The 25,983-nt window shown below is 69.3% G+C and carries 25 protein-coding genes; 19 read left to right on the top strand and 6 right to left on the bottom strand.

Going from position 1 to position 25,983, the window contains the following annotated elements; all coding sequences use genetic code 11:
* The first annotated feature begins 252 nt into the window (after positions 1 to 252).
* The 3 genes from ABIC51_RS39540 (at position 253) to ABIC51_RS39550 (ending at position 3,161) form a co-directional block, all read left to right on the top strand.
* A complete protein-coding gene (locus tag ABIC51_RS39540) occupies positions 253 to 1,212 on the top strand; it encodes a complex I NDUFA9 subunit family protein (RefSeq protein ID WP_027788911.1) in 960 nt (319 codons plus the stop codon).
* Between the two features lie 63 nt (positions 1,213 to 1,275).
* Entirely contained in the window at positions 1,276 to 1,923 is a 648-nt protein-coding gene (locus ABIC51_RS39545) for a glutathione S-transferase family protein (RefSeq protein ID WP_027788912.1), read from the top strand.
* Positions 1,920 to 3,161 carry a multifunctional CCA addition/repair protein gene (locus ABIC51_RS39550; protein ID WP_027788913.1) on the top strand — a complete coding sequence of 414 codons (1,242 nt, stop codon included), beginning with the start codon at positions 1,920 to 1,922 and terminating at the stop codon, positions 3,159 to 3,161. The genes ABIC51_RS39545 and ABIC51_RS39550 overlap by 4 nt, the downstream gene beginning before the upstream one ends.
* Positions 3,162 to 3,201: 40 nt before the next feature.
* Here the strand turns inward: ABIC51_RS39550 and ABIC51_RS39555 are convergent, their stop codons facing one another.
* A complete protein-coding gene (locus ABIC51_RS39555) occupies positions 3,202 to 3,987 on the bottom strand; it encodes a helix-turn-helix domain-containing protein (protein WP_175864981.1) in 786 nt (261 codons plus the stop codon).
* 443 nt (positions 3,988 to 4,430) lie between these two features.
* On the opposite strand from ABIC51_RS39555, the gene ABIC51_RS39560 reads away from it, so the two are divergent.
* Positions 4,431 to 6,281: a M24 family metallopeptidase gene (locus ABIC51_RS39560; RefSeq protein WP_124839910.1), complete on the top strand. Its 1,851-nt coding sequence runs from the start codon at positions 4,431 to 4,433 to the stop codon at positions 6,279 to 6,281.
* A 19-nt stretch (positions 6,282 to 6,300) separates the two neighbouring features.
* Here the strand turns inward: ABIC51_RS39560 and ABIC51_RS39565 are convergent, their stop codons facing one another.
* The 4 genes from ABIC51_RS39565 to flgA all read right to left on the bottom strand — a co-directional run bounded on the left by ABIC51_RS39565 (position 6,301) and on the right by flgA (position 10,068).
* Positions 6,301 to 7,656, bottom strand: coding sequence for an SGNH/GDSL hydrolase family protein (locus ABIC51_RS39565; protein WP_175900804.1), 1,356 nt, complete (start codon positions 7,654 to 7,656; stop codon positions 6,301 to 6,303).
* A gap of 217 nt (positions 7,657 to 7,873) precedes the next feature.
* Positions 7,874 to 8,314 (bottom strand): flagella synthesis protein FlgN, encoded by a 441-nt coding sequence (locus tag ABIC51_RS39570; protein WP_021163144.1) that lies wholly within the window; start codon positions 8,312 to 8,314, stop codon positions 7,874 to 7,876.
* A gap of 79 nt (positions 8,315 to 8,393) precedes the next feature.
* Positions 8,394 to 8,723, bottom strand: a complete 330-nt coding sequence (gene flgM, locus ABIC51_RS39575) for a flagellar biosynthesis anti-sigma factor FlgM (RefSeq protein ID WP_027788917.1) — start codon at positions 8,721 to 8,723, stop codon at positions 8,394 to 8,396.
* Between the two features lie 118 nt (positions 8,724 to 8,841).
* Positions 8,842 to 10,068 carry a flagellar basal body P-ring formation chaperone FlgA gene (gene flgA / locus ABIC51_RS39580; RefSeq protein WP_175900801.1) on the bottom strand — a complete coding sequence of 409 codons (1,227 nt, stop codon included), beginning with the start codon at positions 10,066 to 10,068 and terminating at the stop codon, positions 8,842 to 8,844.
* A gap of 204 nt (positions 10,069 to 10,272) precedes the next feature.
* On the opposite strand from flgA, the gene flgB reads away from it, so the two are divergent.
* The 13 genes from flgB to ABIC51_RS39645 all read left to right on the top strand — a co-directional run bounded on the left by flgB (position 10,273) and on the right by ABIC51_RS39645 (position 23,766).
* Positions 10,273 to 10,761 (top strand): flagellar basal body rod protein FlgB, encoded by a 489-nt coding sequence (flgB, locus tag ABIC51_RS39585; protein ID WP_021164155.1) that lies wholly within the window; start codon positions 10,273 to 10,275, stop codon positions 10,759 to 10,761.
* Positions 10,762 to 10,801: 40 nt separating this feature from the next.
* Positions 10,802 to 11,227: a flagellar basal body rod protein FlgC gene (gene flgC / locus ABIC51_RS39590; RefSeq protein ID WP_021164156.1), complete on the top strand. Its 426-nt coding sequence runs from the start codon at positions 10,802 to 10,804 to the stop codon at positions 11,225 to 11,227.
* A gap of 64 nt (positions 11,228 to 11,291) precedes the next feature.
* Positions 11,292 to 12,044 carry a flagellar hook assembly protein FlgD gene (locus ABIC51_RS39595; RefSeq protein ID WP_027788919.1) on the top strand — a complete coding sequence of 251 codons (753 nt, stop codon included), beginning with the start codon at positions 11,292 to 11,294 and terminating at the stop codon, positions 12,042 to 12,044.
* A gap of 33 nt (positions 12,045 to 12,077) precedes the next feature.
* Positions 12,078 to 13,319 carry a flagellar hook protein FlgE gene (gene flgE, locus ABIC51_RS39600; RefSeq protein ID WP_027788920.1) on the top strand — a complete coding sequence of 414 codons (1,242 nt, stop codon included), beginning with the start codon at positions 12,078 to 12,080 and terminating at the stop codon, positions 13,317 to 13,319.
* 19 nt (positions 13,320 to 13,338) lie between these two features.
* Positions 13,339 to 14,097 carry a flagellar basal-body rod protein FlgF gene (gene flgF / locus ABIC51_RS39605; protein WP_027788921.1) on the top strand — a complete coding sequence of 253 codons (759 nt, stop codon included), beginning with the start codon at positions 13,339 to 13,341 and terminating at the stop codon, positions 14,095 to 14,097.
* 34 nt (positions 14,098 to 14,131) lie between these two features.
* Positions 14,132 to 14,920: a flagellar basal-body rod protein FlgG gene (flgG, locus tag ABIC51_RS39610; RefSeq protein ID WP_021164160.1), complete on the top strand. Its 789-nt coding sequence runs from the start codon at positions 14,132 to 14,134 to the stop codon at positions 14,918 to 14,920.
* A gap of 21 nt (positions 14,921 to 14,941) precedes the next feature.
* Entirely contained in the window at positions 14,942 to 15,634 is a 693-nt protein-coding gene (gene flgH / locus ABIC51_RS39615; RefSeq protein WP_027788922.1) for a flagellar basal body L-ring protein FlgH, read from the top strand.
* A gap of 5 nt (positions 15,635 to 15,639) precedes the next feature.
* Positions 15,640 to 16,824 (top strand): flagellar basal body P-ring protein FlgI, encoded by a 1,185-nt coding sequence (locus tag ABIC51_RS39620; protein ID WP_027788923.1) that lies wholly within the window; start codon positions 15,640 to 15,642, stop codon positions 16,822 to 16,824.
* Positions 16,825 to 17,808 (top strand): flagellar assembly peptidoglycan hydrolase FlgJ, encoded by a 984-nt coding sequence (flgJ, locus tag ABIC51_RS39625; RefSeq protein WP_027788924.1) that lies wholly within the window; start codon positions 16,825 to 16,827, stop codon positions 17,806 to 17,808.
* 217 nt (positions 17,809 to 18,025) lie between these two features.
* Positions 18,026 to 18,781, top strand: coding sequence for a flagellar brake protein (locus ABIC51_RS39630; protein WP_021164374.1), 756 nt, complete (start codon positions 18,026 to 18,028; stop codon positions 18,779 to 18,781).
* Between the two features lie 206 nt (positions 18,782 to 18,987).
* A complete protein-coding gene (gene flgK / locus ABIC51_RS39635) occupies positions 18,988 to 20,919 on the top strand; it encodes a flagellar hook-associated protein FlgK (protein WP_354007050.1) in 1,932 nt (643 codons plus the stop codon).
* Between the two features lie 17 nt (positions 20,920 to 20,936).
* Positions 20,937 to 22,172 carry a flagellar hook-associated protein FlgL gene (gene flgL / locus ABIC51_RS39640; protein ID WP_059700405.1) on the top strand — a complete coding sequence of 412 codons (1,236 nt, stop codon included), beginning with the start codon at positions 20,937 to 20,939 and terminating at the stop codon, positions 22,170 to 22,172.
* Positions 22,173 to 22,458: 286 nt separating this feature from the next.
* Positions 22,459 to 23,766, top strand: coding sequence for a solute carrier family 23 protein (locus tag ABIC51_RS39645; RefSeq protein ID WP_027788927.1), 1,308 nt, complete (start codon positions 22,459 to 22,461; stop codon positions 23,764 to 23,766).
* A gap of 39 nt (positions 23,767 to 23,805) precedes the next feature.
* Here ABIC51_RS39645 and ABIC51_RS39650 read toward each other — a convergent pair whose 3' ends face one another.
* Entirely contained in the window at positions 23,806 to 24,690 is an 885-nt protein-coding gene (locus ABIC51_RS39650; RefSeq protein WP_021163478.1) for a transcriptional regulator GcvA, read from the bottom strand.
* A gap of 96 nt (positions 24,691 to 24,786) precedes the next feature.
* Between ABIC51_RS39650 and ABIC51_RS39655 the strand changes: the two genes are divergently transcribed.
* Both ABIC51_RS39655 and ABIC51_RS39660 read left to right on the top strand, forming a co-directional pair.
* Complete coding sequence (locus ABIC51_RS39655) at positions 24,787 to 25,425, top strand: chromate transporter (protein ID WP_027788928.1); 639 nt, start codon at positions 24,787 to 24,789, stop codon at positions 25,423 to 25,425.
* Positions 25,422 to 25,949, top strand: coding sequence for a chromate transporter (locus ABIC51_RS39660; protein ID WP_043184629.1), 528 nt, complete (start codon positions 25,422 to 25,424; stop codon positions 25,947 to 25,949). Before ABIC51_RS39655 ends, ABIC51_RS39660 begins: the two co-directional genes overlap by 4 nt.
* The last annotated feature ends 34 nt before the right edge of the window (positions 25,950 to 25,983 follow it).

Raw genomic sequence — 25,983 nt, forward strand, 5'->3', positions numbered from 1 at the left:
TGGGTTCAAGGGGCTGTCCCCGCTAATACCGGGCTGGCGAACGTGCCTGGCCGGCCGCATTGCGGCCGGCAAGGCACGTTCGCCTGTTTGGAAAAAATCATGCGTGGGGCTGGCCCCAGAAGGGCCGATCGCCGCGTCATGCTCCTCGCGAATACGTCGAGTATTCGTTTCGTTGCAATCCTTGCGCTCGGCCCTTCTGGGGGCCAGCGCAAGCCCGTTATTAGCGTGAACAGCCCCTTAGAGGTCCCGACCATGGATCGCCAGACCGTCGCGCTGCTGGGCGGCACCGGCTTCATCGGCAGCCGGCTCGTCAATGCGCTGATCGACGCCGGCAAGCAGGTACGGATCGGCACGCGCCGGCGCGACCACGCACGCCACCTGCAGATGCTGCCGGTCGAAATCGTCGAGCTCGAAGCGCTCGACACGCGCACGCTCGCGCGCTTCGTCGCCGGTGCGCACGCGGCGATCAACCTCGTCGGCGTGCTGCACGGCGGCCGCGGTACGCCGTACGGGCCCGGCTTCGAGCGCGCGCACGTCACGCTGCCGGCCGCGCTCGCGACCGCCTGCACCGAGGTGGGCGTGCAGCGCGTGCTGCACATGAGCGCGCTCGGCGCCGATTCGCATGGCGCGAGCATGTACCAGCGCTCGAAGGGCGACGGCGAGGCCGCGCTGCATGCGATCGCGGCGACCGATTCGCTCGCGCTGACGATCTTCCGCCCGTCGGTCGTGTTCGGCCCCGGCGATGCATTCCTCAACACGTTCGCGAACCTGCAGCGCACGATGCCCGTGCTGCCGCTCGCGATGCCCGACGCGCGCTTCCAGCCCGTGTTCGTCGGCGATGTCGTGCGCGCGTTCGTCAACACGCTGGATCTCGCGGCCGCGCACGGCAAGACCTACGAACTCGGCGGCCCGACCGTCTACACGCTCGAGCAGCTGGTGCGCTATTGCGGCACGCTGGTCGGCCGGCAGGCACGCATCGTGCGGCTGCCCGACGCGCTCGCGCGGCTGCAGGCGAGCGTGTTCGAATGCCTGCCCGGCGAGCCCGTGCTCACGCGCGACAATCTCGCGACGATGTCGGTGCCGAACGTGCTGTCGGGGCCGCTCGCGCCGGAGCTCGGGATCTCGCCCGCGAGTCTCGAAAGCATCGCGCCCGCGTATCTCGGCCAGGCCGCGCAGCGGTCCCGGTTCGACTGGTTCCGCTCGCGCCGCTAGGCCGGCCCGGGTGCCTTCGTTCGGCTTCGTCCTTTTCACCTTCTCGTTTTCCGGAACACCGTCATGAAACTCGTCATTGGAGACAAGAACTACTCGTCGTGGTCGATGCGTCCGTGGCTGCTGCTCGCGCATTTCGGCATCCCGTTCGACGAGATCGCGATCGAGCTGCGCCACGACGACACGGCCGCACGCATCCTCGAGTATTCGCCGTCCGGCAAGGTGCCGTGCCTGATCGACGACCACGGCGTCGCGATCTGGGATTCGCTCGCGATCGCCGAGACGCTCGCCGAACGCTATCCGCAGTTTCCGATGTGGCCGGCTGATCCGCTCGAGCGCGCGCATGCGCGCTGCGTCGCGGCCGAGATGCATGCGGGCTTCGCGGCGCTGCGCACGCAGATGGGCATGAACGTGCGCGCGTCGATGCCGGGGCGCGGCGCGACGCCGGATGCGCTCGCCGACGTCGCGCGCATCGACGCGTTGTGGAGCGCGTGCCTCGAGGCGTCGGGCGGGCCGTTCCTGTTCGGCGAATTCGGGATTGCCGATGCGATGTACGCGCCCGTCGTGATGCGCTTCAACACGTACGCGCCGGGCCTGTCGCCGGACGCGGCCGGTTATGCGGCCCGCGTGACGGCGCTGCCGGCCGTCCAGCGCTGGATCGACGCCGCGCGCCGTGAAACGAACGTGATCGCCGAATTCGAACCGCAGCCATGAACATCTACGCTGTAGGCGGTGCGATCCGCGACGAATTGCTCGGCGTGCCCGTGCAGGACCGCGACTACGTGGTGGTAGGCGCGACCCCCGAGCAGATGGCCGCGCAGGGTTTCCGGCCGGTGGGCAAGGATTTCCCGGTCTTCCTGCATCCGCGGACGCAGGAGGAGTACGCGCTCGCGCGCACCGAGCGCAAGACGGCGGCCGGTTATCACGGCTTCCAGTTCCACTACGCGCCGGATGTGACGCTCGACGAGGATCTCGCGCGGCGCGACCTGACGATCAACGCGATGGCGCGCGAGGTCAGCCCGGAGGGCGAGCTGGTCGGGCCCGTGATCGACCCGTTCGACGGGCAGGCCGACCTGCGCGCGCGCGTGTTCCGCCATGTGAGCGATGCGTTCGTCGAGGATCCGGTGCGGATCCTGCGCATCGCGCGCTTTGCCGCGCGGTTCGCGGACTTCACGGTCGCGGACGAAACGCTCGCGCTGATGCGGCGGATGGTCGACGCGGGCGAGGTCGATGCGCTCGTGCCCGAACGCGTCTGGCAGGAAATCGCGCGCGGGCTCATGGAGGTGAAACCGTCGCGGATGTTCGCGGTGCTGCGCGAGTGCGGCGCGCTCGCGCGCATCCTGCCCGAAGTCGATGCGTTGTGGGGCGTGCCGCAGCGCGCCGACTACCACCCGGAGGTCGACACCGGCGTGCACGTGATGATGGTCGTCGACCATGCGGCGAAGCAGGGTTATTCGCTGCCGGTGCGCTTCGCGGCGCTCACGCACGATCTCGGCAAGGCGACGACGCCTGCCGACGTGCTGCCGCGCCATATCGGCCACGAGGGGCGCAGCGTCGACCTGCTCAAGCCGTTGTGCGAACGGCTGCGCGTGCCGAACGAATGCCGCGATCTCGCGCTCGTGGTCGCGCGCGAGCACGGCAACCTGCATCGCGTGATGGAGATGGGCGCGGCCGCGCTGGTGCGGCTGTTCGAGCGCAGCGACGCGCTGCGCAAGCCGGCGCGTTTCGCCGAGATGCTGCAGGCGTGTGAATCGGATGCGCGCGGGCGGCTCGGGCTCGATACGCAGCCGTATCCGCAGGCCGAGCGGCTGCGCGTCGCGCTCGCGGCCGCGCGCAGCGTCGATGCCGGCGCGATCGCGCGCGGCATCGGCAACGACACGGAGAAGATCCGGGAGGCCGTGCATCGCGCGCGGATCGAGGCCGTCGCGCAGGCGCTCGAGATCGGCGAATAACGGCGGCGGGAAGGGCGCGCGTCGCGCGCCTGCAAAGCCGTTACGGCTTCTTCTTGCGTGCCGGCTTGGCGGCCGCCACGCGTTTGCCGGCGGCCGCGCTCGGTCTGGCTGCCGCCTTTTTGTCCTTTTTCACGGTGCCGGCGGCACGATCGCGATCCGCCCGTGCGGGCGCCGGCCCGCGGCGGCCCGTGCGCGGTTCGCCCGCCGCGGCGCGCGCGACGGGGGCCGGTTTCGCGGTGTCCATCGTCGCGGACACGAACCCGGCGCGACGGTCGTCGAACAGCGGCAGCGTGCCGACCGCGATCACCTCGGCCGGCCCGTCGCCCACGTTGGCGACCCGATGCCGCTTGCGCGCGTCGAAGTGCAGCGAGTCGCCGGGCGACAGCGGGTAGTTCTTCCTGCCGATCGTGAAGCAGATCCGGCCGGCCAGCACGTACACGAATTCGTCGCCGCCGTGCGCCACCCATTCCGAGCGGTAGCCTTCCATCATCCGCACCTTGAGCGCGTTGATCTGGCTGCCGTCGAACGTGGTGGACAGGCGTTCGTACCATTGCGATGTGGCGTCGAGCGCGTACGCCTTGCGGCTGCCCTCGTGCGAATCGGGCTGCACCTGGCGCGGCTGGTCGATCAGCGCGCCGAGCGGCACGTCGAGCGCCTTCGCGACGTTGACGAGCGACGACAGCGAGATGCCCGTGAGATGGCGCTCGACCTGGGACAGGAACCCGACCGACAGTTTCGCTTCGGTCGCGACTTCCAGCAGCGTCTTCTTCGCTTCCCGGCGCAGGCGGCGAATGCGCTGGCCGATACGCATGATGTCTGAATCCATGAATCTCTTTCGCGGCAACGAATCGGGAGGCGGGCGGACGGGCGGTGCAGTCGCCGGACAGGGAATTCCGCGCACCGCACGAAGCACGGCCGCCGGGGCGGCGATGCCGGCGCATTGTACCGCGCGGTGCCGCCGGACGAACGCCCGCTGTGCAGGGATCCGCAAGCGTCATGCCGATTTTAGCCCTACGAAAATTTCAGCTTGACCTCGATTTCAGCGTGCTCTAGATTCTGTCGCGCGCATCAAAAAAAGTTAAGTGAGACGAAAATTTTTTTAAGGGCCTGCCGCCGGGACGGTACGGCGGCCCGGCGTCGTGCCGCGCCGGGTCGTGCGTCGACCGTGCAGCGGCGCAGGGCCGCGTCAGGCCTGCTTCAAGCCTGCTTTGGGCCTGTACCCCGCCGCGTCACCGCCGGCCGCCGACAACAATGCATAACGGGCTTCCGATGATCGATCGACTGAAATACAGCTTCTCCGGCCTTCCCCCGTACGACGCGTCCGTCGTCGACACGCAGGCGGGCCTGTCGCGCCTGCTCGACGCCGCGCGGCTCGATGCGGTACTGGTCACGTCGCAGGACGAATACGTGACCGAGTACCTGCCGCGCAGCAACAACCCGCGTTATGCGCTGTCGGGCTTCGACGGTTCGGCCGGCTGCGGGATCTTCCTGAGCGCGGCGACCGCGCAGGCGCTCGGCGTGCCGCCGTTCGTGCTGTTCGTCGACGGTCGTTATCACCTGCAGGCCGAGCAGCAGTGCGATCCGGCGCGCGTGCGCATCGAGAAGCTCGGGATGAACGTGACGATCTGGCAGGCGATGGCCGACTGGCTGGTCGCGCACGGGAGCCGGCTCGCACGGGTCGGCTACGACGCGCGGCGGATCAGCGTCGCGCAGCGCGATCGCCTGTTCGAGCAGACGCAGGCCGCGTCGCTCGACTGGACGAGTCTCGCCGATCGCGAGATCGATCTCGCGATCGCGTTGCCGGGCTGGGTCGTCGAGCGGCCGATCTTCGAGGTGCCGGAAGCGATGACCGGCCTGAGCGTTGCGCAGAACCTCGACGCGCTGAGCCGCAAGCTCGCCGCGCATACCGGCGCGCCGGACGGCAGGACCGCCTTCTTCACCTGCGCATCGGACGACCTCGCGTATCTGCTGAACAGCCGCGGTTATCACATCCCGAATGCGTCGTCGCACCTCGGCTTCCTGTTCGCGGTGGGCGGGCAGGTGGCGTTGTTCCTGCCGGAAGGCTGCGATCGCTGCGAGGTCACGCTCGAGTCGTATCCGGCGCTGCACGTGATCCGGCGCGATGTCGCGGCGCTCGAGCGCTTTCTCGCGCCGTTCGCGGTCGATCACGTGTGCTACGGCTTCGAATCGGTGAACTGCGCGCTCGTCGACGCGGTGAAGCGGGTATGGCCGCAGGCGCGGCATGCCGATTTCAACCCGGTCGAGGCGATGCGGGCCGGCAAGACGCCGGCGGTGCTCGACCGGTTCCGCGACGCGTTTGCGCGCAGTTCCGCGGCGATCGCCGAGACGATGCGCTGGGCGAAGACGGGCGAGCCGGGCGTGCGCCATACCGAATACGACCTGGCGCGCGCGATCAACGATGCATACGCCGCGCGTTCGGCGGTTGCGCTGACGTTTCCGTCGATCGCCGCGAACGGCGCGAACAGCGCGTTCGCGCATTACACGGCGGCGAGCGCCGACGTCGAGCTGACGGAAGGCGAACTCGTGCTGCTCGACAGCGGCGCGTATTACGAAGCCGGCTTCGCGACGGACTGCACGCGCGTGGTGCTGCGCCGGACGCACCCGGATACGGTCGCGCAGCCGTGGCAGCGCGAGATCTACACGGTCGCGCTGAAGGCCTGCATCAAGGGGCTCGTCACGCGCTTCCCGAGCACGGCAAAGGGCGGCGACGTCGATGCGCTCGTGCGGCAGGTGTGCCGCGATCACGGCCACGATTTCGGCCACGGCACCGGGCACGGCGTCGGGATTCACGTGCACGAGGGCGGCGTGCGGTTCGCGCCGGGCGCGCAGTACGGGCTCGTGCCGAATGCGGTGATTTCGGTCGAGCCGGGCATCTACCTGCCGGGCAAGGGCGGCGTGCGGATCGAGAACATCGTGATCATCCGTCAGGACGACGCGCAGCCGGACACCGTGACGTTCGAGAACATCGTGACGGTCGGCTACGACTGGGACCTGATCGATCTCGACCTGCTGGACGACGACGAGCGCGCATACCTGCGCGACTACGAGCGGCTGTGCGTCGAGCGCGGCACGCAGGTCACCGCGTGTCCGCTGCTGTAGGCACCGCCGCCCGCGCCGGTCAGTTCAGCAGGCGCGCCCGCGCGAACGGCGCGATCCGCTCGGCGAGCCACGCGTGCGTGCGTGTCGTCGGGTGCAGCGTGTCCCAGAACACGAAGCGCGCCGGGTCGCGGCAGTCCGCACGCGGCGTCTGCGCGCTCAGGTAGGTGAGCGACGACGGTTTCGGGATGTCGAGGCACGCGCGCTTCGCGTCGTCGAAGCCGTATTGGGCCGGATGGCTCAGCAGGTCGTCGAACAGCGCGTACGCGTCGAACACCTCGAGCCGCAGCGTCGCGCCGTAACGGGCGCGCAGCGCGGCGGCCGCGTCGGCGAGGCGCCGGTTGTAGTCCTTCACCTGCGCGGCGACGCTCGCCGTGTCGGTGCGCGTCGCGAACACCGGTGCGCGCGACACGTCCGGCAGCGTGACGAGCATGATCCGCGTCGCGCCGGCCGCGGCGAGCCGCTCGAGGCTGTCGCGCACCGCATTCGCCGCCTGCTCGGGCGAGCGCCCGTAGTTCACCAGGTCGTTGCCGCCCGCGAACACCGCGAACAGCGTGTTGGCGGGCCGGTAGTCCGGTGCGCGATCCATGTATTCGCGCCACGAGTCGATCTGCTGCACGAGGCCCGGCACGACGAGGTACTGGTCGGTCGCCGCGCCGCCGATCGCCCAGTTGTAGAACGGCAGCCGCAGCGCGTTCGCGAGATATTCGGCCCACACCGGGCCGTTGCTGAAGCGTCCCGCCTGCCAGCTCGTGCCGTTCGGCAGCTTCCACTGGCTCGCGTTGAACATGTTCTGCGTGTCGGACAGGCTGTCGCCGAACACGATCAGCTTGTTGACGCGTGTGTCCTGTTGCGCGGCGTCGAGGGTCCACACCGTGTAGTTGAACGACAGCGCGTTGTTCGCCGCGACCGCCTGCACGAGGTCGGACCCGATGCTTTTCGCGGCCAGCGTCTTGCGGCACACGTCGGCGAGCGTGTCCTGCGTCGTCGTGCTGTAGAACATGTTCTTCCACTGCGTGATGCCGTCCGCCCACCAGTAGCCGGACACGCGATACCAGTCGCCGCCGGCGGGGTCGCGCGCCCATTCGTAGGTCGCGGCCGGCTTCAGCGGATCCGCGTCGATCCGGTACCAGCAGCGCAGGTACGTGTAGGTGTCGGACCCGCGGCGCGACGCGCGCGGCGTCGCGCCGGGCGTGCCCGGGGCGGCCGGCGGCACGATGTCGGGGCCGGCCGGCGACAGCGACATGTCGCCCGTCGGCACGGGCAGCGTTGCGGCGCCGGCGGCCTGCGCGGCGGAAAGCGTCAATGCGGCGCCCAGCGCCGCAACGGCGGAAACGGCGGCGCTGCGGTACGAAAACGGAATGCGGAAATATGGCATGCGGCCCTCTTCTGATTGTTGTGACGGGACGGCGGCGCGGTTGCGCAGCCGTGTATCGGAAGGGACCGTGAGTGCCGGGTTCGAGCCCGGTCTGTCGAAATGCGGGAGGCCGCGAATGGCGGCGAGGTGCTTGCTGCGAGGTACTACGAGCTGCTACGAGGTGCGGCAGGGAAGGCAGCGGCGCCGCTGCCGGTCAGTCAGTTGGTCAGTCAGTGCTTCAGCGCATGAGCGCCGATACGCGCCCGTCGGGGCCATAGACGCCGGCCGGCGCGGGTGCCGAGCGCAGTACCGCGAGCGCGCGCTCGTTGTAGTCCATCCGGATCCGGATCAGCATCCCGTTGTTCGCATTGGCCTGGCGCGCGCGTTCGGCGGCCTGTTGCAGCAGCTGCCAGCGGCCGGCGAGGCGCGCATCGCGCTCGGCGGCCTGGTCCATCCCCTTCTTGCCGGCCGGAAAGCCGAGCGCGGAAAGCTGGGTGTCGCGCGTGCGTTCGAGCTGCGCGAGCCGGTCGATCAGCTCGCTCTTCTTCTCGACGATCCCGGGCAGCATCTCGAGCGGCTGGGCCATCGTCAGCGCCTTTTCCTCGTAGGCGAGCAGGGACGCGAACGCCTCGACCGTCGCGTGTTCGTCGTTGACCGTGGCCAGCAGCTCTTCTCTCATCGCGTCATGCTCGTCGCGCCGGCGCGGGTTGGGCGCGCCGGCAAACCGGGAGACCGGGGGACCGGCCGCGAGGCCGGCTTCAGTTGCCCGGGCGCTGCTGCTGCAGCAGCTCGCGGGCGGTATTCAATACGCCGTCGGCGATCTTGTTCGCATCGATCGTCAACGTGCCGTTGTTCAGCGCGTCCTTGATCGACTGGACGAGGCCCGTGTCGATATCGGCGTTGCCGGACGCGGATACCGAACGCAACTGGCCGGACAGACCCGACAGGTTCACGGTCGTGTCGCCGCCGGTCGACCCTGCGTCGGCCGCCTGCGCGGACGAAGACGAGGCCGTGCCGGATGGCGCACGGGTCGCGCCGTTGCCGGTCGGCGCCAGGGGGCTCGGGTTCGGAGTGGAATCGATCTTCACGATGGGTTTCCTGTTCGGTTTGACCCAGATAACGGCCGGGTCGGCCCGAACTTTAGCATCGCGAGCCCGAAATGCTCCGAATAAACAATTCTTTACATTCTTGCCGCAGCATCCGTCCCTACAGCGGAATCTCCACGGTGCCGGCGTCCTTGACGATCGCCGTGACGATCTGGCCCGCCGCCATCCGCACCCTGACCGACTGGCCGGGCGCGGCATTCGCCAGCGCGCTGCCCTCGGCCGAAATCGTGAAACCGGGCCCGGCCGCGACGACCCGCACCGTCTGGCCGGCCGACACCGACGCCGCGCTCTTCAGCAGGTCCTGCCGCAGCGGCAGCCCGGCCGAGATGCGCGCGAGCGCGGTCGAGCCGATCGCCTGCGCCGGATCGGTGATCACCGCGAGCGGAAGCACCGTCAGGTCGCCGTCGCGGGCGACCAGGTCGGCCGCGGAGAGCGGCTCGCCGGGCGCGATCTGGCGCGCGGCGACGTAATAGGTGGCCTGCACGGTCACTTTCGCCTGCAGGTAGACGGTCCACGGCCGCTCGCCCGCGCAGCGCACGCCGACCGTCGTGCGGCCCCACAGGCGCGCGCCGGTCGGCATGAACGGCTCGAGCGTCGTGCACGCGGCGAGCCCGCGCGGAAACGCGGTCGTGACCGTCGCGGTGGTCTTGCCGGGCAGGCCCGCGATCTGCTGCTGCAGGAACGCGAGGGCCGCGCGGCGGATCGACTCGGGATCCTGCTGGCCGGGCGGCGTCGCGGGCTGGGCGGCATTGGCTGCATTGGCCGCCGGGGCCGCGTTGGCGGAACCCGGCGTCGCGCGCGGCGCCGGCAATGCCGACGCGGCGCGGGCGGCCGCCATGCGCGAGGCGAAGGCCGGCTGCGGGGCCGGCCGTACGGGATTCGATGCGGGTTCGGCCGTGCCGGCGACGACCGTCGCGATCGCAGTCGGATCGGCGGCGCGCGGCGCGCCGTATCCGGCGTTCGCGCGGGCGGCTGCGTAGACGGGGCGGGGCGCCGGTGCCACCGCGGCAGCCGGCGGCGGGACGGTCGTCACGACCATCGTGCCGGCCGGTTGCGGCGCGTAGCCGGTGCCGCTCGCCGCGCGACCCGCGTCCGGCGCGAGGCCCGCACCCGGCGCCATCGCCGCATTCCCGCCGAACTGCCCGCCGCTTGCCGCTTTGGCGTGCGCGAGCGCGGTTTCGGCCGTCTCGCCGCGCCCGGGAATCACGATCATCCCGTCGTCCGCGTGCGCGGCCGGGGCGGCGATCCACAGCGCCGCGGCGAGCGCAAACGCACGCCGGACGTGCATGAGCCGCCCGTTCCTTCCGCGAAGTGCGCTGCCAGTCATCGCCCGATCCCCGATCCGTTGCTCCGCTTCGCATTCTAGGGAGCGGGGCCGTCGCGCAAACGATGAATAGAGGGGGCCTTTGCCGCGTTATTCGCCCGATTGCCAGTTGCGTCCGGCGCCTACCATCGCTGTCATGGAAAAAAGCCTCTCGGGTCGCCATCCGGCGCGAGGGGCGTGCAGCGCTTCATACGGAGAGACGCACACATGCTGGACAAACTCGATGCGGAATTCGCGTTCGGCCGACAGGCGCTCGACGTGCGCGCCTACCGGCAGGAACTGCTGTCGTCGAACATCGCGAACTCCGACACGCCCGGCTACCAGGCCCGCGACGTCGATTTCGCGTCGACGCTCGCGCGCTCGCTGAAGCAGGCCAATGGCGGCCTCGCGCCGAGCAACGCCGCGCAACTGCCGATGACGCAGCCGGCCGGCGTGACGAGCGGCATGTCGATGGTGTCGACGGCGGCGGGCCACATGGCCGGCACCGCGAAGCTGATCCCGACGGGCGGCCCGGCGGACGACTACGGCCGCGCGCAGTACCGGATGCCGCTGCAGCCGTCGCTCGACGGCAACACGGTCGATCTCGACGTCGAGCGCGTGCAGTTCGCGAACAACGCGCTGCACTACCAGACCGGGATGACCGTGATGACCCAGCAGATCAAGGCGATGATCGCCGCGATCACGACGAACCAGTGACGGCGCGCACCGCCTCCGAATCCGAGCAAAAGGAGCTTCCATGCCTTCGTTGATGAACATCTTCGGCGTCGCCGGCTCGGCGCTGTCCGCGCAGTCGCAGCGCCTGAACGTCACCGCGTCGAACCTCGCGAACGCCGACAGCGCGACCGGCCCCGACGGCAAGCCGTACAAGGCCAAGCAGGTCGTGTTCGCGACCGACCCGATCGGCGGCGCGCGCACCGCGTCCGGCCAGGGCGTGGGCGGTGTGCGCGTGACGAAGGTGATGGACGACCCGTCGCCGATGAAGTCGACCTACGACCCGTCGAACCCGGCCGCCGACGCGAACGGCTACGTGCAGATGCCGAACGTCGACCCGGTGCAGGAGATGGTGAACATGATCTCGGCGTCGCGCTCGTACCAGGCCAACGTCGAGACGCTGAACACCGCGAAGACGCTGATGCTCAAGACGCTGACGATCGGCTCGTAAGCCGCGCGCCGACCGACCTTACAGACCCGACAGTTCCGAAAGTCCAGACAGAAGGCCACCCAGGATGACTTCCTCCAGCACGACGATCGGCAGCAACGGCACGAACGTGTCGACCCTGCCGACCGACACGATGAACACCAACAACGTGTCGTCGACCAACGGCACGTCGGCGAGCGACCTGCAGGCGACGTTCCTGAAGCTGCTCGTCACGCAGCTGCAGAACCAGGACCCGACCAGCCCGGTCGACAGTTCGCAGATGACGTCGCAGCTCGCGCAGATCAACACGGTGAGCGGCATCGCGCAGCTGAATACGTCGCTCACGTCGCTGTCGTCGCAGCTCACGGCCGGCCAGCAGACGCAGGCCGCGCTGCTGATCGGCACGAACGTGCTCGCGCCGGGCAACGCGGTCGCGGTGAAGGGCGGCGCGGCGTCGCCGTTCGGCGTGTCGCTGTCGAGCTCGGTGTCGAACCTGACGATCACCGTGAAGAACGCGGCGGGCACCGTGGTGAACACGATCAAGGCGGGCGCGCAGTCGGCCGGCACCGTGCCGTTCAACTGGACGCCGACCGACTCGGCGGGCAACGCACTGCCGGACGGCAAGTACACCGTCAGCGCGTCGTACACCGACAGCAACGGCACGCCGCAGCCGGCCACGACGCTCGCGGCCTCGACGGTGCAGAGCGTGATCAAGCAGGCGGACGGCACGGCGGGGCTCGTGCTGTCGAACGGCACGACGGTGGGGCTGACCCAGGTCGCGTCGATCTTCCCGAATACCGCGTCGTCGTCGCCCTCGTCCGGCGGCACCACCTCCAACTGATACTGATCGAGCATTCTCGAAACGGAGACCGAAATGGGTTATCAACAGGGTCTGAGCGGCCTCTCGGGTGCATCGAACGCGCTCGACGTGATCGGCAACAACATCGCCAACGCGAACACGGTCGGCTTCAAGTCGAGCACCGCGCAGTTCGCCGACATGTACGCGAACTCGGTCGCGACGTCGACCAACACGCAGATCGGCATCGGGACGCGGCTGAACTCGGTCGAGCAGAACTTCGGCCAGGGCGGGATCACCACGACGAACTCGTCGCTCGACGTCGCGATCAACGGCAACGGCTTCTTCCAGATGTCGAACAACGGCGTGACGACGTACTCGCGCGACGGCACGTTCCAGCGCGACAAGAACGGCTTCATCATCGACTCGCAGGGCCGCAACCTGATGGGCTACGCAGCCAACACGGGCGGCGTGATCAACACCGCGCAGACCGTGCCGCTGCAGGCGCCGACGACCAACCTCGCGCCGACCGCGACGACCAAGATCTCCGCGCAGTTCAACCTGAACTCGCAGGACACGGTGCCGACCAAGAAGCCGTTCAGCGCGACCGACAACACGACGTACAACTACTCGACGTCGATCCAGGTTTACGACTCGCTCGGCGGTTCGCAAGCGGTCAACATGTATTTCGTGAAGTCGGCGGCCGGCACGTGGGAAGCGTACGCGGGCGTGCAGGGCGGCGCGACGAACGACCTCGGCACGGTCACGTTCGACTCGTCGGGCGCGATCCAGAGCACGACGACGGGCACGCCGGCCACGCCGACCACGTCGCTCGGCCAGTTCCAGTTCACGGTGCCGAACACCGACGGCTCGGCGACGCCGCAGAACCTCACGCTCGACCTGACCGGCACGACGCAGTACGGCGGCAAGGACGGCGTGAACAACCTCGCGCAGGACGGCTTCGCGAGCGGCACGCTGACGACCTACACGATCGGCACCGACGGCAAGCTGACCGGCAATTACTCGAACGGCCAGACCGCCGTGCTCGGCCAGATCGCGCTCGCGAACTTCAACAACCCGAACGGGCTGGTGAACCTCGGCGGCAACCAGTACGCGGAAAGCTCCGCGTCGGGCGTGCCGCAGATCTCGGCGCCGGGCAGCACGAACCACGGCACGCTGCAGGGCAGCGCGCTCGAGAGCTCGAACGTCGACCTCACGTCGCAGCTCGTCAACCTGATCACCGCGCAGCGCAACTACCAGGCGAACGCGCAGACGATCAAGACGCAGCAGACCGTCGACCAGACGCTCATCAACCTGTAAGCGCGGATAACGGGCAGCCATGGACCGACTGATCTACACGGCGATGACGGGCGCGTCGCAGTCGCTCGACCAGCAGGCGATCGTCGCGAACAACCTCGCGAACGCGTCGACGACGGGCTTTCGCGCGCAGCTCGCGACGTATCGCGCGGTGCCGATGAATTTCGGCGACGGCAGCAACATCGACCCGACGACGACGCGCACCTACGTGCTCGCGTCGACGCCCGGCGCCGATTACGCGCCGGGTCCGATCACGCGCACCGGCAACCCGCTCGACGTCGCCGTGCAGGGCGCCGGCTGGCTGGCGGTGCAGGCGGCCGACGGCAGCGAGGCGTACACGCGCGCCGGCAACCTGCACGTCGACGAGAACGGCCAGCTCGTCACCGCGAGCAACCTGCCGGTGGTCGGCAACGGCGGCCCGATCTCGGTGCCGCCGAACGCGGAAGTGACGATCGGCAAGGACGGCACGGTGTCCGCGCTGATGCCGGGCGACCCGCCGACGGCGGTCGCGATCGTCGACCAGATGAAGCTCGTCAATCCCGATCCGGCCACGCTCACGCGCGGCAACGACGGGTTGTTCCGCACCGCCGACGGCAATCCGGCCGACGCCGACCCGAACGTGGTCGTCACGCCGAATTCGCTCGAGGGCAGCAACGTCAACCCGGTGACCGCGATGGTCGCGATGATCGACAACGCGCGCGCGTTCCAGCTTCAGTCGAAGCTGATCCAGACGGCCGACCAGAACGAGCAGTCGGCGAACCAGCTGCTCAACTTCAGCTGAGCGCCCGCGCCAGCTTACGCAGGAGAATCGACAAGTGAACCGTTCGCTCTACATCGCCGCCACCGGCATGAATGCGCAGCAGGCGCAGATGGACGTGATTTCGAACAACCTCGCGAACACCAGCACGAACGGCTTCAAGGCGTCGCGCGCGGTGTTCGAGGATCTGCTGTACCAGACCATCCGCCAGCCGGGCGCGAACTCGACGCAGCAGACCGAGCTGCCGTCGGGCCTGCAGCTCGGCACCGGCGTGCAGCAGGTCGCGACCGAGCGCCTGTACACGCAGGGCGGCCTCACGCAGACCGGCAACTCGAAGGACGTCGCGATCAACGGCGCGGGCTTCTTCCAGGTGCTGATGCCGGACGGCACGAACGCGTACACGCGCGACGGCTCGTTCCAGACCAACGCGCAGGGCCAGCTCGTCACGTCGAGCGGCTACCAGATCCTGCCGGCGATCACGATCCCGCAGAACGCGACGTCGCTGACGATCGGCAAGGACGGCGTCGTGTCGGTCACGCAGGCGGGCTCGACCAATTCGGTGCAGATCGGCTCGCTGCAGATCGCGACCTTCATCAACCCGGCCGGCCTTGAGGCGCGCGGCGAGAACCTGTTTTCCGAGACCACGTCGTCGGGCGCGCCGAACGTGTCGCAGCCGGGCCTGAACGGCGCGGGCGTGCTCAACCAGAACTACGTCGAAGCGTCGAACGTGAACGTCGTGCAGGAGCTCGTCAACATGATCCAGACGCAGCGTGCCTACGAGATCAACAGCAAGGCCGTGACGACGTCCGACCAGATGCTGCAGACCGTCACGCAGATGAAGAGCTAACCGGAAAGTCCCGTCGTCGCCATGAAGCAGGTTCGCCTCCTCCCGTCAGCCACCGTCCGCGCCGCATGCGCGGTCGCGGTGGCGGCGCTCGCCGCCGGTTGCGCGCAGATTCCGCGCGATCCGATCATCCAGCAGCCGATGACGGCGCAGCCGCCGATGCCGATGTCGATGCAGGCGCCCGGCTCGATCTACAACCCCGGCTACGCGGGGCGGCCGCTGTTCGAGGATCAGCGGCCGCGCAACGTCGGCGACATCCTGACGATCATGATCGCGGAGAACATCAACGCGACCAAGTCGTCGGGCGCGAACACGAACCGGCAGGGCAACACCGACTTCAACGTGCCGACGGCCGGCTTCCTCGGCGGGCTGTTCGCGAAGGCGAACCTGTCGGCCGCCGGCAACAACAAGTTCGCGGCGACCGGCGGCGCGAGCGCGGCGAACACGTTCAACGGCACGATCACGGTGACCGTCACCAACGTGCTGCCGAACGGCAACCTGGTGGTCAGCGGCGAGAAGCAGATGCTGATCAACCAGGGCAACGAATTCGTGCGCTTCTCGGGCGTCGTGAACCCGAACACGATCTCGGGCGCGAACTCGGTCTACTCGACGCAGGTCGCCGACGCGAAGATCGAATACTCGTCGAAGGGCTACATCAACGAAGCCGAGACGATGGGCTGGCTGCAGCGCTTCTTCCTCAACATCGCGCCGTGGTGATGACGATGCAGAAGACCCTGTTCGACCGGCTGTCGGCCCGCGCGCATGGCGCCGCGCGGCTCGCCCTCGTGTTCGCGGCGGTGGCCGCGGCGTGCGTGCTCGGCGCGGCGCCCGCGCACGCGGAACGCCTGAAGGATCTCGCGCAGATCCAGGGCGTGCGCGACAACCCGCTGATCGGCTATGGCCTCGTCGTCGGTCTCGACGGCACGGGCGACCAGACGATGCAGACGCCGTTCACGACGCAGACGCTCGCGAACATGCTCGCGAACCTCGGCATCTCGATCAACAACGGTTCGGCCAACGGCGGCCCGTCGTCGCTGAGCAACATGCAGCTGAAGAACGTCGCGGCCGTGATGGTGACCGCCACGCTGCCGCCGTTCGCGCGGCCGGGCGAGGCGCTCGACGTCACCGTGTCGTCGCTCGGCAACGCGAAAAGCCTGCGCGGCGGCACGCTGCTGCTCACGCCGCTGAAGGGCGCGGACGGCCAGGTCTATGCGCTCGCGCAGGGCAACATGGCGGTCGGCGGCGCGGGCGCGAGCGCGAACGGCAGCCGCGTGCAGGTGAACCAGCTCGCGGCCGGCCGGATCGTCGGCGGCGCGATCGTCGAGCGTGCGGTGCCGAACGCGATCGCGCAGATGAACGGCGTGCTGCAGCTGCAGCTGAACGACATGGACTACGGCACCGCGCAGCGGATCGTGTCCGCGGTCAATTCGAGCTTCGGCCCGGGCACCGCGACGGCGCTCGACGGCCGCACGATCCAGCTCGCCGCGCCGGCCGATTCGGCGCAGCAGGTCGCGTTCATGGCGCGCCTGCAGAACCTCGACGTGAGCCCGGACAAGGCCGCGGCGAAGGTGATCCTGAACGCGCGCACCGGCTCGATCGTGATGAACCAGATGGTCACGCTGCAGAGCTGCGCGGTCGCGCACGGCAACCTGTCGGTCGTGGTCAACACGCAGCCGGTGGTGTCGCAGCCGGGGCCGTTCTCGAACGGGCAGACGGTGGTGGCGCAGCAGTCGCAGATCCAGCTCAAGCAGGACAACGGCGCGCTGAAGATGGTGACGGCCGGCGCGAATCTCGCCGACGTCGTGAAGGCGCTGAACACGCTCGGCGCGACGCCCGCGGACCTGATGTCGATCCTGCAGGCGATGAAGGCCGCCGGCGCGCTGCGCGCCGACCTGGAGATCATCTAAATGGCAGCCTCTCTTCCGAACGCGAACGACCTCACGCAGCGCTTCGCGCTCGACGTGCAGGGTTTCGACGCGCTGCGCGCGCAGGCGAAACAGTCGCCGCAGGCCGGCGCGAAGGCGGTCGCCGGCCAGTTCGACGCGATGTTCACGCAGATGATGCTCAAGAGCATGCGCGACGCGTCGCCGGACGGCGGGCTGTTCGATTCGCATACGTCCAAGCTGTACACGTCGATGCTCGACCAGCAGCTCGCGCAGCAGATGTCGACGCGCGGGATCGGCGTCGCCGACGCGCTGATGAAGCAGCTGCTGCGCAATGCGGGGCAGGGCGCGGGCAGCGACACGGCGGCCGACGTCGGCGCGGCCGGCCTGGGCGCGGGCGGCCTAGGCACGTCGGGTAACGAAGGCGGCCTCGCCGCGATGAACGCGATGGCAAAGGCCTACGCGAACGCGGCGAACAACGGCGGGCTCGCCGGCACGCGCGGCTACTCGGCCGGCAGCGCGCTGACGCCGCCGCTGAAGGGCGCGAGCGGCGTGCAGGACGCCGACGCGTTCGTCGACCGGCTCGCGGGCCCCGCGCAGGCGGCCAGCGCGTCGACCGGCATCCCGGCGCGCTTCATCGTCGGCCAGGCCGCGCTCGAGTCGGGCTGGGGCAAGCGCGAGATCCGCGCGAGCGACGGCTCGACCAGCTACAACGTGTTCGGCATCAAGGCGACCAAGGGCTGGACCGGCCGCACGGTGTCGGCGCTGACGACGGAATACGTGAACGGCACGCCGCGCCGCGTGGTCGCGAAGTTCCGCGCGTACGACTCGTACGAGCACGCGATGACCGATTACGCGACCCTGCTGAAGAACAATCCGCGCTACTCGGGCGTGCTGAGCGCGAGCCGCAGCGTCGAAGGCTTCGCGCACGGGATGCAGAAGGCCGGCTACGCGACCGACCCGAACTACGCGAAGAAGCTGATCTCGATCATGCAGCAGATCGGCTGACGGCCCGTCGGCCCGCGCCGTTGCCCCTTTCGGACCGCGCCCGGCAGCCCGCCGCGCGCGGTTTCAACGTTTGCGCGAAAAAAATCCCCGTTTCGATCTAAACTTTCGGTCAGCACTGCCGCTAAGTGTGAGAGACCTGCGACCGGGCCCCCGTTCTGGCCCGGTTTTATCGCGCACCGGTTGCCCGGGCGCCCATGACAAGAAAGACCGGCTAGCCATGAATATCGAAACGTCGACGGACCCCAGCCTGGATGCAGGCCACTCCGGGCCCGACTATGCCCGCCGCAATCCGCTGGAAATCGGCGTGCAGCTGCGCAACCTCGTCAATCGCGGCGATTTCCTGACCGTCCAGTATCCGGGCGGCCAGCTCGTCACGCGCCTGCTCGAGGTGGATGTCGGCGCGCGGACGTTCACGTTCGACTGGGGCGCGCTGTCCGAGCAGAACGCCGGCATCCTGGGCGCGTCGCACTGCACGTTCGCGGCCGCGCCGGAGGGCGTGCGCGTCGAATTCTCCACGGGCACGCCGCGCGAGACGCGCTACGAGGGGCTGCCCGCGTTCGTCGCCGATTTCCCCGACGTCCTGATGTGCATCCAGCGCCGCGAGTATTTCCGCGTCGATGCGCCGGTCGTCGATCCGTACGTGTGCCGCGGCAAGCTGCCGGACGGCGAGAGCTTCCTGTTCGAGGTGCACAACCTGTCGCTCGGCGGCGTGGGGCTGCGCACGGCCGACGAACGCGTCGAGGCGCTCGAGGTCGGCACGCTGCTTCCCGACGTCGAGCTCGAGCTGACCGGCCACGGCAAGCTGTCGCTCGACCTGCAGCTCGTGTCGCAGCGTTCGACGCAGATGCCGAACGGGTCGCGGCGCTACCAGCTCGGCTTCCGCTACATGTCGCTGCCGGGCAGCGCGGAGAACACGCTGCAGCGGCTGATCACGCAGCTCGAGATGAAGCGCCGCTCGCTCGCGCGGGCCTGACGCGCCCGCGGCGGCCGGCCCCGCCCGGGGCCGCCCGCGCGCCGCCCACGCACCGCCGCCGGCCCGGGCCGCCGGGCGTTTCGACCCGCCACGCGCGAGCGCGCGTCGCGCGTGCATTTTTTCCTCAATTTTTTCGATCCGCGGCCGTTATACCGGGAGTCACGCAACCCGGCGGCCGCAGCGCGGCCGGCTCATCAGGATCGCGCATGTCCAACACACTCATGAACCTCGGCGTCAGCGGCCTGAATGCCGCGCTCTGGGGCCTCACGACGACCGGCCAGAACATCAGCAACGCGGCGACGCCGGGTTATTCGGTCGAACGCCCCGTCTATGCCGAGGCAAGCGGCCAGTACACGAGCAGCGGCTACATGCCGCAGGGCGTGAACACCGTCACCGTGCAGCGGCAGTACAGCCAGTACCTGAGCGACCAGCTGAACGGTGCGCAGACGCAGAGCGGCGCGCTGTCGACGTGGTATTCGCTCGTCACGCAGCTGAACAACTACATCGGCAGCCCGACGTCCGGCATCTCGACCGCGATCACGAACTACTTCACCGGGATGCAGAACGTCGCGAACAGCGCGTCCGACGCGTCGGTACGGCAGACCGCGATGAGCAATGCGCAGACGCTCGCGAACCAGATCACGGCGGCCGGCCAGCAGTACGACGCGCTGCGCCAGAGCGTGAACACGCAGCTCACGAGCACCGTGACGCAGATCAACGCGTACACCGCGCAGATCGCGCAGCTGAACCAGCAGATCGCGTCCGCGAGCAGCCAGGGCCAGCCGCCGAACCAGCTGATGGACCAGCGCGACCTCGCGGTGTCGAACCTGTCGAACCTCGCGGGCGTGCAGGTCGTGCGCAACAGCGACGGCTACAGCGTGTTTCTCGCGGGCGGCACGCCGCTCGTCGTCGCGAACAAGAGCTACCAGCTCGCGGCCGTCACGTCGCCGTCCGATCCGAGCGAGCTGACCGTCGTGTCGCAGGGCATCGCCGGTGCGAACCCGCAGGGGCCGAACCAGGCGCTGTCCGACGCGTCGCTGTCGGGCGGCACGCTCGGCGGCCTGCTCGCGTTCCGCAGTCAGACGCTCGACCCGGCCGAAGCGCAGCTCGGCGCGATCGCGACCAGCTTCGCCGCGCAGGTCAACGCGCAGAACGCGCTCGGCATCGACCTGTCGGGCAACGTCGGCGGCAACCTGTTCACCACCGGCACGCCGATCACGTACGCGAACCAGGGCAATACCGGCAACGCGGCGCTGTCCGTGTCGTTCGCGAACGCGTCGCAGCCGACCACGAGCGACTACACGCTGTCGTACGACGGCACGAACTACACGCTGACCGACCGCGCGAGCGGCGCGGTGGTCGGCCAGTCGGCCAGCATGCCGGCCTCGATCGGCGGGCTGAACTTCTCGTTCTCGTCCGGCGCGATGAACGTCGGCGACAAGTTCACCGTGCAGCCGACGCGCGGCGCGCTGAACGGCTTCGGCCTCGCGACGTCGAACGGCTCCGCGATCGCGGCGGCGTCGCCGTACGTGCCGTCGGCCACCAAGACGAACACGGGCACCGGCACGATCGGCGGGCTGACGGTCACCAGCGCGACGGCCGCGGCCAATCCGCACAACTACACGATCACGATGGGCGGCACGATCGCCAGCCCGACCTACACGGTCACCGACAACACGGCCGTGCCGCCGACGACCAGCGCGGCGCAGCCGTACCAGTCCGGCACGCCGATCACGCTGACGGCCGGCGTCACGGTCACGGTGTCGGGCGCGCCCACGGCCGGCGACACGTTCACGGTCGCGCCGAACACGGGCGGCACGAACGACGGCAGCAACGCACTTGCGCTGTCGAAGCTCGTCAGCGCGAAATCGTTCGGCAACGGCTCGACCACGCTGACGGGCGCGTACGCGAGCTACGTGAACGGCATCGGCAACACGACGAGCCAGCTGAAGTCGTCGAGCGCCGCGCAGACTTCGCTGATCGGCCAGATCACGCAGGCGCAGCAGTCGGTGTCGGGCGTGAACCAGAACGAAGAGGCGGCCAACCTGATGCAGTACCAGCAGCTCTACCAGGCGAACGCGAAGGTGATCCAGACCGCGTCGACGCTGTTCCAGACCGTGCTCGGCTTGTTCAATTGATTTCGGGGATCGATGCGATGCGGATTTCCACCACGCAGTTCTACCAGATGAACGTCGCGCAGATGAACGATCAGCAGGCGCAGCTCTCGCAGCTGTACCAGCAGATCTCGAGCGGCGTGAGCCTCTCGACGCCTGCCGACAACCCCCTCGGCGCCGCGCAGGCGGTGCAGCTGTCGATGACGTCGGCGACGCTGTCGCAGTATGCGTCGAACCAGAACGCCGCGCTGTCGTCGCTGCAGAAGGAAGACCAGACGCTCATCAGCGTCAACAACCTGCTGAACAACATCCATACGGTCGTGATCCAGGCCGGCGACGGCTCGCTGTCCGACAGCGACCGCGCGGCGCAAGCGACGCAGCTGCAGGGCTATCGCGACCAGTTGCTGACGCTCGCGAACTCGACCGACGGCTCGGGCAACTACCTGTTTTCGGGCTTCCAGTCGACCACGGCGCCGTTCTCGAACGCGCCGGGCGGCGGCGTGACCTACAGCGGCGACACGGGCACGCGGCAGGTGCAGATCGCCGATACGCGCGCGATCTCGCAGGGCGACAACGGCGCGAACGTGTTCCTGTCGGTGCCGATGCTCGGCAGCCAGCCGGTGCCGTTCGCCGGCGCGGGCAACACGGGCACGGGCACGATCGGCGCGGTGTCGATCACGAGCCCGTCGGCCGCGACCAACACGCACCAGTTCACGATCACGTTCGGCGGCACGGCCGCCGCGCCGACCTATACGGTCACCGACAACACCGTGGTGCCGCCGACCACGACCGCCGCGCAGCCGTATTCGGCCGGCGCCGGGATCGCGCTCGGCAACGGCCTGTCGGTGCCGGTGTCGGGAACGCCGGCGTCCGGCGACACGTTCACCGTCACGCCCGCGCCGAAGGCCGGCACCGACGTGTTCGCGGCGCTCGACTCGATGATCGCCGCGCTGAAGGTGCCGATCAGCAGCAACACGTCCGCCGCGGCCTCGCTCGCGAACGCGATGACCACCGGCACGACGAAGCTGAACAACATGATGACGAACGTCCTCACCGTGCAGGCGTCGGTCGGCGGCCGCGAGCAGGAAATCAAGGCGATGCAGACCGTGAACCAGACCAACACGCTGCAGGTCACCAGCAACCTGTCCGACCTGACGAGCACCAACATGGTGTCGACGATCAGCCAGTTCCTGCAGATGCAGAACGCGCTGACGGGCTCGCAGAAGGCTTACGCGCAGCTGCAGAACCTGTCGCTGTTCCAGTACATCAACCCCTGATGCACGCCGCGCCGGCCGCGATGTGAGCGCACGCTTGCGTCGCGGCCGGTGTCGACCGCCGGCGGCCCGCTCGCTCGCCCCCGACGCGCGGCCGCCCGGCAGCCGGGCCGCGCGATCGCGCCCCGTTTCGTCTGCACCCGGCCGCGCCCCGCGCCTGCCGGCGCCGCGCGCCGGCCCGCGTGTCGGTCTGCTTGCCAGCCCCATTTCCGCTCCGTAAACTCGCGCCAGATTCCAGACCGGCGCATCCTCCGCAGCCGGCGACCGACCGACAGGAGCCCTTTTCCCCATGTCCGATTCCTACTTCCCGCGCTGGCGGGTGCAATCGACCGGCGCGGCATCGCGCGTGGTCGGCCCCGACGAGCGCCTGCCGTGGCCGCAGATGGTCGCGATGGGCGTGCAGCACGTCGTCGCGATGTTCGGCTCGACCGTGCTCGCGCCGCTGCTGATGGGCTTCGACCCGAACCTGTGCATCTTCATGTCGGGCATCGGCACGCTGCTGTTCTTCGTGCTGGTCGGCGGCCGCGTGCCGAGCTACCTCGGCTCGAGCTTCGCGTTCATCGGCCTCGTGATTGCGGTGACCGGTTACGGCGGCAGCGGCCCGAACCCGAACATCCCGGTCGCGCTCGGCGGGATCGTCGCGTGCGGTGTCGTGTACGTCGCGCTCGGCGTGCTGGTGCAGGCGATCGGCACGCGCTGGATCGAGACGCTGATGCCGCCGGTCGTGACCGGCGCGGTGGTCGCGGTGATCGGGCTCAACCTCGCGCCGATCGCGGTCAAGGGCGTGTCCGCATCGACCTTCGAATCGGTGATGGCGCTCGTCACGGTGCTGTGCGTCGGCGGCGTCGCGGTGTTCTCGCGCGGCATGGTGCAGCGCCTGCTGATCCTCGTCGGGCTCGTGATCGCCTACGCGATCTATGCGGTCGCGACCAACGGGATGGGGCTCGGCAAGCCGATCGATTTCTCGATCGTCGGGCACGCGGCCTGGTTCGGGGTGCCGAGCTTCCGCGCGCCGGTGTTCGATCCGCACGCGATGCTGATGCTCGCGCCGATCGCGGTGATCCTGGTCGCGGAGAACCTCGGCCACATCAAGGCCGTCAGCGCGATGACGGGCACCAGCCTCGATCGCTACGTGGGCCGCGCGTTCATCGGCGACGGGCTCGCGACGATCGTGTCGGGCAGCGTCGGCGGCACGGGCGTGACGACCTACGCGGAGAACATCGGCGTGATGGCCGTCACGCGGATCTACTCGACGCTCGTGTTCGCGGTCGCCGCGCTGATCGCGATCGTGCTCGGCTTCTCGCCGAAGTTCGGCGCGGTGATCCAGACGATTCCGGGCCCCGTGCTCGGCGGCGTGTCGATCGTCGTGTTCGGGCTGATCGCGGTGACGGGCGCGCGGATCTGGGTCGTCAACAAGGTCGACTTCTCCGACAACCGCAACCTGATCGTCGCGGCCGTCACGCTCGTGCTCGGCGCCGGCGACTTTTCGCTGAAGATCGGCGGCTTCGGGCTCGGCGGGATCGGCACCGCGACGTTCGGCGCGATCATCCTGTACGCGATCCTGCGCAAGGAAAAGGAACCGGGCCCGGTGGTCTGACCGGGAGCGGGCGGCGCGATGCCGCCCGCCGGCGCGGCCTCACGCGCCGGTATTCGACTGCGCCTGCAGCCACGCGCAGAACTGCGCGACGAGCGGATCGTCGGCCGGCGCGCGCGGCGCGATCCACCAGTAGCTGCGCGTCGCGATGCGCGGCCCCGCCAGCGGCATCACGAGCCGGCCGCTCGCGAGCTCGTCGTCGATCAGCGGCAACGGGCCGAGCGCGACGCCGAGCCCGTCGACGGCCGCCTGCAGCGCCAGGTAGAAGTGGTCGAACGACTGCCGCTTGCGCCCCTTCATCGTCACGCCGGCCGCCGCGAACCAGTCGCGCCAGCCTTCCGGCCGCGTATCCGAATGCAGCAGCACGTGGCGCGCGAGATCGTCCGCGCGCGCGATCGGCGCGCGTTTGAGCAGCGCGGGGCTGCAGACCGGAATCACGCTTTCGTCGAGGAAGTGGCCGCTCGTGCAGTTCGACCAGTGGCCGGGGCCGCGGCGGATCGCGACGTCGAAACCGTCGAGCGCGTCGAGCGGTGCGTTCGACGTCGACAGCTTCAGCTCGACGTTCGGCACGTCGCGCTGGAACCGCGACAGGCGCGGCAACAGCCATTTCATCGCGAAGGTCGGCAGTGCGTTGATGCGCAGCACGCGCGCCGCGCCGGTGTTGCGCAGCTGCTCGGTCGCGTGCGCGATGCTGTCGAACGCCGCGCGCACGGTGTCCAGGTAGCGGCGGCCTTCGTCGGTGAGCTTCACGCGCTTGCCGTAGCGGTGGAACACCGGCTTGCCGAGCCATGCCTCGAACCCGGCGATCTGGCGACTGATGGCACCGTGAGTCACATGCAGCTCGTCGCCGGCGGCGCTGAAGCTTTCATGTCGTGCCGCGGCTTCAAAGGCCCGAAGCGCGGAAAAGGGCGGGAGATCGCGTGCCATGCTTGTGATTCTAGATCACAAGGGCGCGCCGAGAAAATCGTTTTGCAGGCCTGCCGAACGGCGGTAACCTCGGTTCACCGTTTGATGAGGAGCCCCATGCAATCCGCCTTTCCGCCCGCCGCCCCGCCGCCGGCCGCGTCCCCCCGCCGCATCGGCCTCGCCGAGTTGTTCACCGGCTTCCTGTCGCTTGGCCTCATGTCGTTCGGCGGCGCGCTGCCGTTCGCGCGGCGCACCATCGTCGACGAGCGCAAGTGGCTTTCCGCCGACGAATTCACCGACCTGCTCGGGCTGTGCCAGTTCCTGCCGGGCGGCAACGTGATCAACCTGTCGGTGGCCGTCGGCATGCGCTTTCGCGGCGTGGCCGGCGCGTTCGCCGCCATTCTCGGGCTGATCGCGGGCCCGACGCTCGTCGTCGTCGCGCTCGGCGTGCTGTATGCGAAGACGCAGAACGATCCGCGCGTGCAGCACCTGTTCGCGGGGCTCGCCGCCGCGGCGGCCGGGCTGCTCGTCGCGATGGCCGTGAAGGTCGCGAAGCCGCTGCGGCACGCGCGCGCGGCGGCCGGCATCGCGGCGCTCGCGTTCGTCGCGATCGCGGTGCTGCGCATCCCGCTGCTGACCGCGATGCTCGTGCTGACGCCCGTCAGCATCTGGCTCGCGTCGCGGCGCCGCGACGCGGGCACGCCGCAGCCGGCGCCGGCCGCGGCGCGCGACACGCAGCCGGGAGGCCGGCCATGAACGACACGCTGATCGCCATCGCGACGATCTTCAGCCAGTTGTCGCTGCTCGCATTCGGCGGCGGCAACACGATCCTGCCGGAGATGCAGCGGCAGGTCGTCGACGTCCATCACTGGATGAGCGCGCACGAGTTCACCGCGCTGTTCGCGCTGGCCCAGGCGGCGCCCGGGCCGAACATGATGATCGTGTCGCTGGTCGGCTGGCACGTGGCCGGCTGGAGCGGGCTGCTGGTCGCGTCGCTCGCGAAGTTCGGACCGTCGTCGATCGTCACCGTGCTCGCGCTGCATGCGTGGGAGCGCTTTCGCGACCGGCCGTGGCGCCGCTACGTGCAGCAGGGGATGATGCCCGTCACGGCCGGGCTCGTCGCGGCGAGCGCGGTGCTGATCTCCGAGGCGTCGAACCGCACGGCGATCCAGTGGGGCATCACCGCCGCGTGCGCGGTGCTCGCGTGGCGCACGCGCATCCATCCGCTGTGGCTGCTCGCGGGCGGCGCGCTGATCGGGCTCACGGGCATCGGACAATGACCGGCGCACGGTAACGTCCCGTGCGCCATACTGG

Origin of the sequence: Burkholderia sp. 572 (assembly GCF_040545135.1) — a bacterium.
GTDB classification, from domain to species: domain Bacteria; phylum Pseudomonadota; class Gammaproteobacteria; order Burkholderiales; family Burkholderiaceae; genus Burkholderia; species Burkholderia cepacia.